Source organism: Streptomyces sp. NPDC050617 (assembly GCF_040654795.1).
In the GTDB taxonomy this organism is placed as follows: domain Bacteria; phylum Actinomycetota; class Actinomycetes; order Streptomycetales; family Streptomycetaceae; genus Streptomyces.
Genome location: NZ_JBFAIS010000037.1, coordinates 49,405 through 62,337, shown reverse-complemented (window position 1 = coordinate 62,337; position 12,933 = coordinate 49,405). Strand labels below are relative to the sequence as shown.

General features: G+C 71.4%; 11 protein-coding genes. 5 read left to right on the top strand and 6 right to left on the bottom strand.

Annotation, left to right across the window (positions count from 1 at the left end; all coding sequences use genetic code 11):
* Nucleotides 1–81: 81 nt before the first annotated feature.
* From AB0I49_RS34060 to AB0I49_RS34045, 4 genes are all read right to left on the bottom strand, one after another.
* Complete coding sequence (locus tag AB0I49_RS34060) at nt 82–522, bottom strand: hypothetical protein (RefSeq protein WP_363231063.1); 441 nt, start codon at nt 520–522, stop codon at nt 82–84.
* A 93-nt stretch (nt 523–615) separates the two neighbouring features.
* On the bottom strand, nt 616–1,827 hold the full coding sequence (locus AB0I49_RS34055; protein WP_363231062.1) for a pyridoxal phosphate-dependent aminotransferase: 1,212 nt from the start codon (nt 1,825–1,827) through the stop codon (nt 616–618).
* 87 nt (nt 1,828–1,914) lie between these two features.
* The gene (locus AB0I49_RS34050; RefSeq protein ID WP_363231061.1) at nt 1,915–3,531 is read right to left on the bottom strand and encodes a D-aminoacylase; all 1,617 of its coding nucleotides are present in this window, start codon (nt 3,529–3,531) and stop codon (nt 1,915–1,917) included.
* A 32-nt stretch (nt 3,532–3,563) separates the two neighbouring features.
* A complete protein-coding gene (locus AB0I49_RS34045) occupies nt 3,564–4,844 on the bottom strand; it encodes an alanine racemase (RefSeq protein WP_363231060.1) in 1,281 nt (426 codons plus the stop codon).
* A 193-nt stretch (nt 4,845–5,037) separates the two neighbouring features.
* On the opposite strand from AB0I49_RS34045, the gene AB0I49_RS34040 reads away from it, so the two are divergent.
* The 4 genes from AB0I49_RS34040 (at nt 5,038) to AB0I49_RS34025 (ending at nt 9,213) form a co-directional block, all read left to right on the top strand.
* Nucleotides 5,038–6,267 carry a sugar kinase gene (locus AB0I49_RS34040; RefSeq protein ID WP_363231059.1) on the top strand — a complete coding sequence of 410 codons (1,230 nt, stop codon included), beginning with the start codon at nt 5,038–5,040 and terminating at the stop codon, nt 6,265–6,267.
* Nucleotides 6,268–6,394: 127 nt separating this feature from the next.
* On the top strand, nt 6,395–7,195 hold the full coding sequence (locus AB0I49_RS34035; RefSeq protein WP_363231058.1) for an IclR family transcriptional regulator: 801 nt from the start codon (nt 6,395–6,397) through the stop codon (nt 7,193–7,195).
* Complete coding sequence (locus AB0I49_RS34030) at nt 7,192–7,602, top strand: RidA family protein (protein ID WP_363231057.1); 411 nt, start codon at nt 7,192–7,194, stop codon at nt 7,600–7,602. The genes AB0I49_RS34035 and AB0I49_RS34030 overlap by 4 nt, the downstream gene beginning before the upstream one ends.
* Before the next feature lie 138 nt (nt 7,603–7,740).
* Nucleotides 7,741–9,213, top strand: coding sequence for a gluconate:H+ symporter (locus AB0I49_RS34025; RefSeq protein WP_363231056.1), 1,473 nt, complete (start codon nt 7,741–7,743; stop codon nt 9,211–9,213).
* A gap of 90 nt (nt 9,214–9,303) precedes the next feature.
* Here the strand turns inward: AB0I49_RS34025 and AB0I49_RS34020 are convergent, their stop codons facing one another.
* On the bottom strand, nt 9,304–10,632 hold the full coding sequence (locus AB0I49_RS34020) for a M14 family metallopeptidase (RefSeq protein ID WP_363231055.1): 1,329 nt from the start codon (nt 10,630–10,632) through the stop codon (nt 9,304–9,306).
* Between the two features lie 200 nt (nt 10,633–10,832).
* On the opposite strand from AB0I49_RS34020, the gene AB0I49_RS34015 reads away from it, so the two are divergent.
* Nucleotides 10,833–11,753: a serine protease gene (locus tag AB0I49_RS34015; RefSeq protein WP_363231054.1), complete on the top strand. Its 921-nt coding sequence runs from the start codon at nt 10,833–10,835 to the stop codon at nt 11,751–11,753.
* Between the two features lie 77 nt (nt 11,754–11,830).
* On the opposite strand, the gene AB0I49_RS34010 is transcribed toward AB0I49_RS34015, so the two are convergent.
* Nucleotides 11,831–12,844, bottom strand: coding sequence for a chitinase (locus AB0I49_RS34010; protein ID WP_363231053.1), 1,014 nt, complete (start codon nt 12,842–12,844; stop codon nt 11,831–11,833).
* Nucleotides 12,845–12,933: the final 89 nt, after the last annotated feature.

The window sequence follows — 12,933 nt, the reverse complement described above, 5'->3', positions numbered from 1 at the left end:
GACGACTCCGTTTTTCAAACGCTTTTTCAATCGCTGTTTTCAACGCTCCCCTTCGAGGAGCGTCCTCAGGCCGCTTCGGTCTCAGGCCGCTTCGGTGAGGCCGAGCGCCTCGGCGTGCACGGCCAGCCGCTCGGCGGCCAGCGCCGTCCCCGCCTCGTCGGCGCGGGAGGTGGCGACGACCAGCGCCTGTCCGGCGAGCATGTGCGCCCGCTGGTGCAGCGCCGCCGTACGGGCCGCGGGGCCGGGCGTGCCGCCCGTCGTCGGGGCGGCCCGCAGCGGGGCGCGGCCGCCGCGCAGCCGGGCCGCGGCGCCGGCGATGCGGCGGGCCGCGTCGTCCAGTTCGGCGGCCGCGGGCCCGTCCGACTCCGCCCGCAGTTCGTCGGTCACGGTCAGCAGGGCGGTGAGGTGTCCCGCGAGCCGGATGTCCAGCTCCTCCTCGCGGGAGCGGCTGGGGCCGCGGCCGCGTGCGTCGGCGGGCTCGGCCATGGAGTGGACCGACTTGGTGCGGATCGGTTCGTACATGGGATGGCCTCCTCGCAAGGTTCAGGAGACCATCCTAACTTAGACGCAGTCTAAAGTTGTCCCACTTACACGAGTGGATGTTGTCGGTACGGGTCAGTGCTGCCCGTAGCCGTCCAGGAACTCGCCGATCCGCGTCACCGCGTCCGCCAGGTCCTCCTTGGCGGGCAGCGTCACCAGCCGGAAGTGGTCCGGCTCCGGCCAGTTGAACCCGGTGCCGTGCACGATCATGATCTTCTCGGCCCGCAGCAGGTCCAGGACCATCTGCCGGTCGTCCTTGATCTTGTAGACGGCGGGGTCGAGCCGGGGGAACGCGTACAGCGCGCCCTTCGGCTTCACGCACGTCACGCCGGGGATTTGGGTCAGCAGCTCGTACGCGGTGTCGCGCTGCTCCAGCAGCCGCCCGCCCGGCTGTACCAGCTCGTTGATCGACTGCCGGCCGTTCAGCGCGGTCGCCACCGCGTGCTGTACGGGCATATTGGCGCACAGCCGCATATTGGCCAGGATCGTCAGGCCCTCGATATAGCTGGACGCATGCGCCTTCGGTCCGCAGACGGCCATCCAGCCCGCGCGGTACCCGGCGACCCGGTAGTTCTTCGACAGCCCGTTGAAGGTGAGGGTCAGCAGGTCCGGGGCGATGGCGGCGGTCGGGGTGTGCGTGACGCCGTCGTAGACGATCCGGTCGTAGATCTCGTCGGAGCAGACGATCAGGTTGTGGCGGCGGGCGATCTCGGTGATGCCGCGCAGCAGCTCGTCGTCGTAGACCGCGCCCGTCGGGTTGTTCGGGTTGATGACGACGATGGCCTTGGTGCGGTCGGTGACCTTGCGCTCGATGTCCGCGAGGTCCGGCATCCAGTCCGCCTGCTCGTCGCAGCGGTAGTGCACGGCCGTCCCGCCCGCCAGCGAGACCGACGCCGTCCACAGCGGGTAGTCGGGCGCGGGCACCAGCACCTCGTCGCCGTCGTCCAGCAGCGCCTGCATCGACATCTGGATCAGCTCGGAGACGCCGTTGCCGAGGTAGATGTCGTCGACGGACAGCTCGATGCCCTTGGTCTGGTAGTGCTGCATCACCGCGCGGCGCGCGGACAGCAGCCCCTTCGCGTCCCCGTAGCCGTGCGCGTCGCCGAGCGAGCGGAGCATGTCCTCAAGGATCTCGGGCGGGCACTCGAAGCCGAAGACCGCCGGGTTGCCGGTGTTGAGCTTGAGGATGCGGTGACCTGCTGCCTCCAGCCGCATTGCCTCCTCAAGGACCGGACCACGGATCTCGTAGCAGACATTGGCGAGTTTCGTTGACTGGATCACCTGCATGACGGCCACCATACGGCCGGGGTCAGGGGGCCGCCCCCGGTTATCCCGGTGAGCGGGATCACGGGGGGCGGCGCCCGCGGGGCGTCCTCAGGCGGCCGGCGTCCCCCGGACCGTACGGCCCGCCAGAACGTCCGTACGGCGCCCGTCTTCCATCACAAAGCGCCCATCGATCAACACATACGGAATACCGGTCGGAAGGGTCTTCGGGGCTTCGAAAGTAGAGCCGGCGGCGACCTCGGCGGGATCGAAGAGAACAACGTCGGCGCGGTACCCGGTCCGTACCAACCCCCGGTCGGCCAGCTTCAGCCGGGCCGCCGGACGCGACGTGAGATGCGCCACGCACTCCTCCAGAGAGAGCACGCCCAGCTCGCGCACGTACCGGCCCAGGTACTGCGGGAAGGTCCCGTACGCGCGCGGGTGCGGCTTGTCGCCCTGGAGGATGCCGTCGCTGCCGCCGGTGTGCACCCGGTGCCGCATGATCTGCCGGACGTTCTCCTCGTGGCCCACGTGCTGGAGGATCGTCGACCCGAGCCGGTCCTCGATCAGCAGCCGCCGCGCGGTCTCCCACGGCTGCTCGCCGTTCTCGGCGGCGCTGCGCGCCACGGTCTTCCCGACGAACCGCCCCAGCGCCGGATCGGAGACCCCGGAGATCTCGATGGTGTCCCACTCGATCGGCACGCCGTGGCAGCCGTCCGCGCCCTCGACCTCCATGGCGAGCCGGATCCGCTCGGCCGCCGCCTGGTCCCGCAGCCGCCCCAGAATCGCCTCCGGGCCGCCCTCGCTCGCCCAGCTCGGAAGCATCGCGACGAGCGTGGTGCAGCCGGGGGTGTACGGATAGGTGTCGAGCGAGATGTCGGCGCCGTCCGCCAGCGCCGCGTCCAGCAGCGCCAGCAGCTCGGGGGCGCGCCCCTCGTTCACGCCGAAGTTCATGGTGGCGTGGGCCAGGTGCAGGGGGCAGCGGGCCTCGCGGGTGAGGGCCACCATCTCCTCGTACGCCTGGAGCGCCCCGGCCCCGTACGAGCGGTGGTGCGGGCAGTAGTAGCCGCCGTGCTCGCCCACCACCCGGCACAGCTCGGTCAGCTCGGCGTCCGAGGCGTACATGCCCGGCGTGTACGTCAGCCCGGACGACATCCCGACCGCGCCCTGCGCCATGCCCTCGGCGACCAGCTCCTTCATCCGCTCCGTCTCGGCGGGCGCGGCCGGCCGGTCGTCCCAGCCGACCGCGAGCATCCGCACCGTGCCCTGCGGGATCAGATACGCGGCGTTGACGGCGATGCCGTCGCCGCCGAAGCCGTGGTCGAGCCGGTCCAGGTACTCGCCGACGCTCCGCCAGGAGAAGTCGATGTCGGAGCCGTCGCCGTTCCACCCCGTGATCTGCGCGCGCACCTCGGCGAGGGTGCGGTCGTCCACCGGCGCGTACGACAGCCCGTCCTGCCCGATCACTTCGAGGGTGATGCCCTGCGCGGCCTTCGCCTCGTGCCGCGGGTCGCGCAGCAGCGCGAGGTCGCTGTGCGCGTGCATGTCGATGAAGCCGGGGGACAGCGCCAGGCCGCCCGCGTCCAGGACGCGGCGGGCGGTGGGCCGGTCGCCCCCGCCCTCGGGCACGACGGCGGCGATCCGGCCGCCGTCCACGGCCACGTCGGCCCGGTAGGAGGCGCCGCCGGAGCCGTCGACGACCCGGACGTCGCGGATGACCAAGTCCATGGCCGTTCCTCTCAGAAGAAGGTGCGGACCTGTCAGAAGAAGGTGCGGACGTAGTCGACGACCGTGCCGTCCGCCTCGACCAGCGGAATCATCTGCCACTTGTCGAAGGACGTGCAGGGGTGCGACAGGCCCATGCCGATCCAGTCGCCCACCTCCAGCTCCACGCCGTCCGCCACGCGCAGCCAGCCGTGCTGGTCGGAGAGGGCGGTGACCTCGATGCCGGTCGCGGGCCGCTGCGAGCCGTCCCGCGCGGACCGTACGACCTGCGGCTCGGGCAGGTCGAGGTCGTACGCGGCGTCCCGCTTGCCCGCGTTGACGAACGCCTGGCCGGGCTCGGGTCGCGAGAGGACCTGCGTCCACAGCCGGAACGCGGCGTGCAGCGCGCCTTCCTCGGGGACCCGGTTGAAGGGCGTGACGGTGCGGTAGCGGCCGTCGTCGTGGGAGACGTACGCGCCCGAGCGCAGCACCTTGAGCGCGGGCGCCGACAGCTCCGGCAGCTCGGCGAAGACGTCGGCGACCGCGTCGAACCACGCGCTGCCGCCCGCGCTCACCACGATCTCGTCCAGGCCGGCGAAGCGGCCCGCCTTGTCGAACTCGACGGCCAGCGCGGTGAGGCGGCGCAGCCACGCCCGTACGGTCTCGCCGTCCGCGGCGGGGACCTCGCCCTCGTAACCCGCGACGCCGACCAGGCGCAGGGTGGCGGTGGCGGCGACCGCGTCGGCGACGGCGGCGCACTCGGCCTCCGTACGGACTCCGGTGCGCGCGCCGTCGCCCGCGCCCAGCTCGACGACGACGTCGAGGCGGCGGGCGGCCCCGGCCTCGGTCAGCGCCTGGTCCATCAGCTCGACGCCGCGCGTCGAGTCGACGTAGCACACGAGCTGGAAGTCCGGGTCGGCGTCGAGCTCGGCGGCGAGCCAGCGCAGCGCGGCGGCGTCCACCAGCTCGTTGGCGAGGAAGATCCGCCGCATGCCGAAGGCGCGGCAGACGCGGATCTGGGCGGGCACGGCGACGGTGATGCCCCACGCGCCGTGCGCGAGCTGGCGCTCGAAGAGCTGGGGGGCCATGGAGGTCTTGCCGTGCGGGGCGAAGACCAGGCCGTGCCGCTCGGAGTAGCGCTCCATCAGGGTGAGGTTGTGCTCCACGGCCTCGGTGGAGAGGGCCAGCACCGGGGTGGTGAACCCGCCGTCGAACAGCGAGCGTCGCTCGGCGGCGAGGGCCTCGACGGTGCTGCCCTCGGCGTCCGGCGGCAGGGCCTTGAAGCGGTGGTCGACGCGGTCCTGGGCCAGGCGAGCGACGGCGTTGCCGGCGGCCATGGAGCCTCCCGTGGAAAGTCATGTTGCATGGTGTGCAACAGCCATTGCGTATAACGCTTACTGCTGTCTAACATCCCGGCAAGCACGAGGTCAACGGTGCGCAGCACGCCGACGACGCGTACCGCGCACCCGACCCCGGCCCGCCGGCCCGCCCGGCCTCCGACGCCACAGGACCCGAGGAGCGAGACAGACCGTGACCGCAGCCCCGAGCAGTCCGGACGCCGACGTCGTATGCCTCGGCGAATCCATGGTCACCTTCCGTCCCGCGATACCGGGCCCCCTCGCGGACGTGCCCTCCTTCGACCGCGGCATCGGCGGCGCCGAGTCCAACGTCGCCTGCTCCCTCGCCCGCACCGGCCACACCGCCCGCTGGATCAGCCGCGTGGGCGCCGACGGCTTCGGCGAACACCTCGTCACCGCCATCGCCGCCACGGGCGTCGACACCGCCTCCGTTCAACACGACCCGCACCGCCCCACCGGAATCTACTTCCGCACGGCCGGGGAGCGGGCCGTATCGGCCGACCCGGCCGCAATCGACCTGTCCGCAGCTGACCCGATGACGTCCGACTCGGCCGCAGCCGACTCGGCCGCAGCCGACTCGACCGCATCGGACTCGACTGCATCCGACCCGGCCGCATCCGGCCCGGCCGCCCCGGAGGCCGCCGAACCGGTCTCCGAAGTCGTCTACTACCGCGCCGGCTCCGCCGCCTCGGCCATGTCCCCCGACCTCATCGCGCGCGAACAGGCGTGGTCCGGCCGCATCCTGCACCTCACCGGCATCACCGCCGCCCTCTCCGACGGCTGCCGCGCCCTGCTCCGCACCCTCACCGCCCGCGCCCCCGGCCGCCCCCTCGTCTCCTTCGACGTCAACTACCGCGTCGGCCTGTGGCACGGCGCCGCCGAAGGCCCCGCCGTCCTGCTCGACCTCGCGCGCGGCTGCGACCTCGTCTTCGTCGGCGAGGACGAGGCGGAGGCGGCCTGGGGGCTGCGCGGCGCCGACGCCATCCGGGCCGCGCTGCCCGAACCGGAGATCCTCGTCGTCAAGCAGGGGGCCGCGGGCGCCACCGCGTACGCCCGTACCGCCTCCGGCGCCTCCCGCGACGACACCGTCGTCTGTGTCCCCGCCCTCGCCGTCGACGTCGTCGCCTCCGTCGGGGCCGGCGACGCCTTCGCCGCCGGCTTCCTCTCCGGGACGCTGCGCGGGCTGCCCCTCGCCGCGCGGCTGCGGCACGGGCACCTGATGGCCGCCGCCGCCCTCACCGTCCCCGGCGACCTCGCCGCACCCCCCGCCCGCCGCCTCGCCGACCGGCTGGCCGCCCTCGACCCCGACGCCTGGGGGAGACTGCGACTCGGCCCCGGCTGGGCGAGTCAGCCCGCGGCGGCCGAGGCCGAGACCGTACGGGTGGAGGAGCGCACCGCATGAACGACCGCACGACTACGCACACGACTACGCACAGGACCACGCCCACGACCGCAAGACGGCGCGCGGACCGGAGCCCTGTCCTCCGCGACCGCGCCCCCCGGGCCCGGCGCAGCGCCCTGGGGGCGACATGAGCCAGACCGTCGACCGCGCCCTGTCCATCCTGCCGCTGCTGGCCGAGGGCCCCGCCAACCTCGAACAGGTCGCGAGCCGCCTCGGCGTCCACAAGTCCACCGCGCTGCGCCTGCTGCGCACCCTGCACGAGCACGGCATCGTCTACCGCCAGCAGGACCAGCGCTACCGCCTCGGCGCCCGGCTCTTCGCCCTCGCCCAGGAAGCCGTCGAGAACCTCGACGTGCGCGAGATCGCCCACTCCCACCTCGCCGAGCTCAACGAGAAGTGCGGACACACCGTCCACCTCGCCGTGTACGAGGAGAACGAGGTCCTCTACATCGACAAGGTCGAGAGCCGCTACCCGGTCCGGATGTACTCGCGCATCGGCAAGCCCGTGGCGATCACCGTGGCCGCCGTCGCCAAGCTGCTCCTCGCCGACCTCCCCGAGCCCGAGCGGCGCGCCGTCGCCGAGCGGCTCGACTACCCCATGTACACGTCCCGTTCGACGCCCAACGCCGCCGCCTTCCTCAAGGAGCTGGCGGCCGTGCGCGAACAGGGCTGGGCCACCGACCTCGGCGGCCACGAGGAGTCCATCAACTGCATCGGGGCGCCCATCCGCGGCGCGGACGGACGGGCCGTCGCCGCGTGCTCGGTCTCCGCCCCGAACGTCGTCGTCACCGCCGACGAACTCCTCACCCTGCTCCCGCTGCTGCGCCGCACCGCCGACGCCATCAGCGCCGAGTACTCGGGGACGACCCGCACCCCCGACCAGACCCACGCCCCCGGAAGAAACCGCGAGAAGGAAGTCCGACCATGAGCGACAAGACCGCCATCACCCCGGCCACCCACACCACCCCGCCGGCCAAGTTCTCGCACGGCGTGCGCAAGGGGAACATCCTCCAGGTCGCCGGCCAGGTCGGGTTCAAGCCCGCCGTCGAGGGCGAGGCCCCCACCCCGGTCGGCCCGACCCTGCGCGAGCAGACCCTCCAGACCTTCGCCAACGTCAAGGCGATCCTCGAAGAGGGCGGCGCGACCTGGGACGACGTCATGATGATGCGCGTCTACCTCACCGACGTCGCCCACTTCGCCGAGATGAACGAGATCTACAACGCCTACTTCGAGGCCGAGGGCCTGGGGGAGGCGCCGGCCGCCCGTACGACGGTGTACGTGGGCCTGCCCGCCGGTCTCCTCATCGAGATCGACGCGCTCGCCGTCCTCGGCTGACCCCGCCCCCGAACGGCCCGGCCATCGCCGTCTTAAAGCTTCACCGACCGTGTCCCGGCACGGCGCCCCGCACCGGCGGGGCGCCGTGCCGCGATCCCCCCTGCCTGGAAAACCCCTGACTGACAACGGAGTCATCACATGCTGCTCGCCGCGACCGCCGCCAAACCGCCACCGCACACTGGCGGACTGCTCGCCCTCGTCGGAGGGACCGCCGGGCTGCTGACCGTCGCGGCCCTCGGCATCGCGCTCCTGCTCGTACTGATCATCAAGGTGCGGCTCCAGCCGTTCGTCGCGCTGCTCGCCGTCTCCATAGCCGTCGGCCTCGCCGCCGGGCTCTCCGTCACCGAACTCTTCGGCACGGTCCAGAAGTCCGACGCCAAATCGCTCATCGAAGACGGCATGGGCGGCACCCTCGGCCATATCGCGATCATCATCGGCCTGGGCACCATGCTCGGCTCGATCCTGGAGGTCTCCGGCGGCGCCGAGGCGCTCAGCTCCCGCCTGCTGGGCCTCTTCGGCGAGAAGCGCGCCCCGCTCGCCATGGGCCTGACGGGCCTGATCTTCGGCATCCCGGTCTTCTTCGACGTCGGCATCTTCGTGCTCGCGCCGATCGTGTACGCGGCGACCAAGCGCAGCGGCAAGTCGATCATCCTCTACGCCATGCCGCTCCTGGCGGGCCTGTCCATGACCCACGCGTTCCTGCCGCCGCACCCCGGCCCGGTGGCCGCGGCCGGGCTGCTCCACGTGGACCTGGGCTGGGTCATCCTGATGGGCATCGCCACCGGAATCCCGGCGGTGCTGGCCGGCTGGGCGTTCGCCGCGTGGATCGGCAAGCGCGTCTACGTGCCCGTGCCCGCCGACATGGTCGAGGCGGCCGAGGAGGCCAAGGCCGCGGTCATGGCGGAGCAGCGCGCGGCGGGCGGCGAGGGCCGCTCCGAGAAGCCCGTGTCCATGGGCGCGCTCGCCGCGATCATCGGCACCCCGCTGGTCCTCATCCTGCTCGCGACGTTCTCCTCCATCGCCTTCGCCCCCAGCACCGGCCGCTCGGTCGTCGAGTTCTTCGGCAACCCCTTCGTCGCCCTGACCATCGCCCTCTTCCTCGCCTACTACCTGCTGGGCATCCGCCGCGGCTGGTCCCGCAAGTCCCTGGAGACGGTCTCCACGGCCTCCCTCAAGCCGGTCGGCAACATCCTGCTGGTGGTCGGCGCGGGCGGGGTCTTCGGCGCGGTCCTCAAGGGCAGCGGCGTGGCGCAGGCGCTGGCCGACACCTTCGACAGCGCGGGCCTGCCGGTCATCGTGCTCGCCTGGCTGATCTCGGTGGTCCTGCGGGTGGCCCAGGGCTCGGCCACCGTCGCGATCGTCACCACGGCCGGCATCGTCGCCCCGATGCTCTCCGCGGGCGACTACTCCCAGGCCCACCTGGCCCTCGTCATCATGGCGATCTCGGCGGGCTCGATCTTCGCCTCGCACGTGAACGACGGCGGCTTCTGGATGGTCGCGAAGTACTTCGGCATCTCCGAGCGCGACACCCTCAAGTCCTGGACGGTCCTGGAGTCGGTCCTGTCGGTGGCGGGCTTCGCCGTCGCGGCGCTGCTCAGCATCGTCGTCTGACTTTTCGAGGAGCCGTCAGCCGGCCCGGCGGCGCGTACGGCGTCACCGCGTACGCGCCGCCGGGCGGCCGTTCACCGGCGCCGCACCGGATCAGGGGGCGCCCGGGCAGTACTGCTGCTGCTTCCCGATCACCCGGTACACGCAGTCGGCGTTGTCCAGGAGTTGCAGCACGGCGTCGCGGTTGCGGCTGGTCTCCCGGCCGATCACCTCGTCCGGCGGGTAGAAGCCGCCGCCCGCGCCGCTCTCGTTCGGATACATCTCGAAGGTGTAGCCGAAGATCTTCTGGTTGCCCCACAGCCAGTCGTCGATGGTCCCGTCGGTGATGTACAGGTCGCTGGACTGCTCCGGCTTGTAGCCGTTGCTCGCGGCCATGGACTTGCCGAGGGTCGCGAAGGCGTCCCGGTCGTCCTGGGTCATGCCGGGCGCGGTGTCGTTGTAGGTGTAGCCGTAGGGCCAGAGCACCAGTTCGCTGTAGGTGTGGAAGTCGATGGCGGCCTTGATCTGCTGCTTGCCGCCGACGACGCGGCTCCGTACGAAGTCCGCCACGACCTTGACCTCGGGCCCCGACTCGGGGGCGGAGCCGCGGTACGTCTCGGAGCCCGTGCTGCCCGAGGAGCCGCCGCAGCAGCCCCACTTGAAGTTCCAGTTGCGGTTGAGGTCGGTGCCGCGCGCCGTGCCCGCGTTGGGCTGGCGGTTCTTGCGCCAGCTGCGGTACGAGCCGGTGGCGATGTCGTACTCGCCGCCGTCCGGGTTCACGTCGGGCACGATCCAGATCTCGCGGCTGTCGACGAGCTTGGTGACGCGCGGGTCGCTCCCGTACTTGGAGCCGAACTCCTTGATCAGGTACAGCGCCATCTCCACGGTGAGGTGTTCGCGCGCGTGCTGGTGGTGGGTGAAGAGCACCTCGGGCTCGGCCTCGTCCGTGCCGGCGTTGTCGCTGATCTTGACGGCGACGATGTCGCGGCCCTCGTAGGATTTGCCGATGACCCGCTTCGTCATGATGCCGGGGTACTTGGCGAGGTCCGCGTTGATCTCCGACGTCGCCTCGGCGTAGTTGTGGTAGTTCGAGTCTCGCGGCGGGAAGTCGAAGGGCCGCGGGGTCTTGCCGCCCGTACGGTCCGGGGGCGGGGCCGACTCCTCGACCCGGTAGCCGAGCCGGCGGACGCGCTCGGCCTGCGCGGCGGAGGCGGTGATGGTGACGGAGTGCTCGCGCACCGCGTCGACGGCGGCGCCGGTCGCGGCGACGGCGGTGCGCTGCGCGGGCGTCGCCGGGCCGGTGACCTCGTAGGAGTGCGTGGCTTCGGCGGACGGTGCGGCCGGTGGGCCGGGCGTCGCGCCGGTCGCGGCGGGGGCGGCGAGGGCGACGGCGACCAGAGCGGCGCAGGCTCCGGCCCAGCGGCCGCGTAATCGGAGTCTCATGAGGGGTCTCCTGGGAGGTCTCCTGGGCGTGCGGGTGCCGACAGATTCGGGCGATGTCATGGACCGGTCAAGGGTGCGCGTAGGGAGGAAACAGGCCAACTTCCGCGGCACTTCCGTCGACTCGATTGCCGGGCGGCATCCCCTGCCCCAACAATGCACACGTCAAAAGCGGAAGAACTGATGTACGGAGGGGACCCCCCATGAAGAAGCCTCTCGTCGGTGCGCTCGCGACGCTCCTCCTGACCGGAGCGACGCTCGCCTCCACCGGCGCGGCCTCGGCCCAGCCCGTTACCGCGGAGGCGAAGGCTCAGGCCAGAACTCAGGCCACGGCCGCCGCCGAGGTCGCCGCGAAGGCGAAGACCAAGGCAGTCAACTTCGCCGGCACCGTCGCGCTCAGCAACTGCTCCGGATCGCTGGTGCGGCTGCCCAACTCGAAGGACAACGACCCCGGCCTCATCCTGACCAACGGCCACTGCCTGGAAACCGGAATGCCCGGCGCGGGCGAGGTGATCGTGGACCGGCCGTCCAGCCGCACCTTCAGCCTGCTCAACGCCTCCGCCGGCAAGGTCGCCACGCTCAAGGCCACCAAGGTCTCGTACGCGACGATGACCGACACCGACGTCACGCTCTACGAACTGAACACCACCTACGCCCAGATCAAGCAGAAGTACCGGATCGACGCCCTCAAGCTCAACGCCGACCACCCCGTCAAGGGCGCCTCGATAGCGGTCGTCTCCGGCTACTGGAAGAAGACCTACTCCTGCAACACCGACGGCTTCGCCTACCGGCTGCGCGAGGGCGACTGGACCTGGAAGGACTCGCTCCGCTACACCTCCGCCTGTCAGGTCATCGGCGGCACGTCGGGCTCGCCCGTCGTGGACACCGCCACCGGCAACGTCGTGGCCGTCAACAACACGACCAACGAGGACGGGCAGCGCTGCACGCTGAACAACCCGTGCGAGGTCGACGAGAACGGCAAGGTCACGGTCCGCAAGGGCATCGGCTACGCCCAGGAGACCTACATCCTCGCCAAGTGCGTCGGCACCGGGAACAAGGTGGACCTCGGCCTGCCGGGCTGCTCCCTCCCCAAGCCCGTCGCCGAGCGGGCGCGTCAGCACTGAGGTGACGCATAGGGGCGTCCCCGGACCGTGTGCGCGTACGGTCCGGGGACGCCCCGCTCCGGCGGCGGCGCTGGGTGTTACGGCAGCTCGTGTACGTGCTTGCCGACCTGGCCCGCGAACTCGCCGCCGGCCGCCGCGTCCCAGTTGGTCGACCACGCCATCGCGCCGCGCAGCCCCGGGTACGTCTTCGACGGCTTGAACGAGCCGCAGCCCGTGCCCTTGGTCAGGCAGTCGAGGGCGGCGTTGACCACGCTCGGGGCCACATAGCCGGAGCCCGCGGCCTTGGGGGAGGAGGGGACGCCGATCCCCACCTGGGAGGCGTCGAGGCCGCCTTCGAGCTGCACGCAGGCGAGCGAGGTGAGGAAGTCCACCGAGCCCGCGGCGTAGACCTTGCCGTCGCAGCCGTTCATCGAACCGCTGTTGTAGTACTGCATATTGACGACGGTCAGGATGTCCTTGACGGCGAGCGCCGTCTTGAAGTACTCGTTCTGCGGCGACTGCATGTCCACCGTCTGCGGCGCCATGGTGATGACCGGGTGGCCGCCCGACTTCGACGCGAGCGACTTGAGGGCCTGGCTCATGTAGGTGGAGTTGAGGCCGTTCTCCAGGTCGATGTCGACGCCGTCGAAGCCGTACTTCTCCATCAGCGCGTGCACGCTGTCGGCGAAGTTCTCGGCGGAGGCCGCGTCGCTGACGGAGATCGTGCCCTTCTCGCCGCCGATCGAGATGATGACGGACTTGCCGGCCGCCTGCTTGGCCTTGATGTCGGCCTTGAACTGGTCCTCGGAGTAGTTCAGCGCGGGGTCGAGGTGGAAGTCGACCGCGCCCGGCTTGGCGGTGGCGTCGGCGAACGCGACGGCGATGATGTCGTAATTGGCGTCCACATCGCTGAGCTTCTGGACCTTCGCGCCGTTGTCGAAGTTCTGCCAGTAGCCGGTGACCGCGTGCTTGGGGACGGACGCGGGGGCGGCCGACGGTCCGGACGCCGGGCCGGCCGGGGGCTGCGCCGCGTGGGCGGCCCCCGCGCCGGCGAATCCGGCGGCGGCCACCACTGCCGCCGCCAGACCCGTGAGGATTCTGTTTTTGAACATGCTGGGCATGGTCGATCGTGCGCGAACCACGACTGCCTCCGTGTGGGGGGAGAGTTGGGGGGTGTGGTGATGGTGCGCGCTCAGGGGCC